Source organism: Flavobacterium difficile, from assembly GCF_011392115.1.
Lineage (GTDB): Bacteria > Bacteroidota > Bacteroidia > Flavobacteriales > Flavobacteriaceae > Flavobacterium > Flavobacterium difficile.
In genome coordinates this window covers 1-1028 of sequence record NZ_JAAJBT010000021.1, presented here as the reverse complement: position 1 = coordinate 1028, position 1028 = coordinate 1, and the positions used below count along the sequence as shown (strand labels likewise).

General features: G+C 36.7%; 1 protein-coding gene. It reads right to left on the bottom strand.

Annotated features, from left to right (window positions below; genetic code table 11):
- Positions 1 to 1028: choice-of-anchor J domain-containing protein (locus G4D72_RS13270; RefSeq protein WP_166078211.1), on the bottom strand; the 1028-nt coding region annotated here is incomplete at both ends.

Below are 1028 nucleotides of genomic sequence, written 5' to 3'. Positions count from 1 at the left end.
AAGCATTGTACACGTGAATACTTGAACTAGCATTTGTAGGTGATAAAGTAATAGCAATATTACCTGTAAAAGTTGGAGTAAATGTATAAAACACATCATTTCCTGCCATATAATTTGTAGCTTGTGAGCTACAAATTAAGGGCTGAGCAATATCATTAGTGTCTAAATAATTTGAGGTATTATCTGATGTAATGTATGGTAAGGTTGGCGGTATTACAATCGGACCGGCACAAGTATCTCCAAAAGAAGCCGTTTGAAAACTTCTTGGACCAAACCAATCACTAGTAAAGCCATTTGGGCAAATAGAACGTACCTGAAATTTATAAAGTGTATTAGGTGCTAAACCAGTAGCTAAAAAGTTAACATTGGTGTTTGCAATTGGTTGTGTTGGTACATTATTAAATGCATCAGCAAATGGCACAATTTCAACTTCCCATTGTGTAATTCCTGCTGGAGAACCCCAACTTAACTGTGCTGTAGAAGTAGATTCGTTAGCAGTAGTTAGTGGCCCAATTGGCGCATCACATTTTTGTACTAAATTTATATTATCTATTAACCAACGATCTCCGTTGTCATTTGTCATTACAAAAGCAATGTAAATTTGAGATCCTGCTGGATAAGCAGTTAAATCGATTACTTTTTCCTCGTAAACGTTAGCAACACTTGTTAATGAAGACTCATCCCAAGAAATAAGGTTAGTAAATGTAGCTGGATTGGTTTGAGAAGTAGTTGAAATTTTAACGTCAAATAAACTTCCTTGATTTCCAGTTTGAACGGTTTTTGTAAAAAACCTCAACTGACCATTAGCTGGTACTGTAACCTGAGAAGTTACTAACCAGTCGATAGCTAAACCGGTAGCAACATTTTCTCTGTTAATCAAAGCTGACTTTCCAACACCTTGGTAAGTAAATGCCGTTAAATTGGTTTCTCCCCAACTTTGAGCTGTACCAGTTCCCGTTTCAAAAGTTGTCCAACCGGTGGGAGGAAATGTTGCGCCTTCAAAGTTTTCAGTTAATTGTCCGAAAACA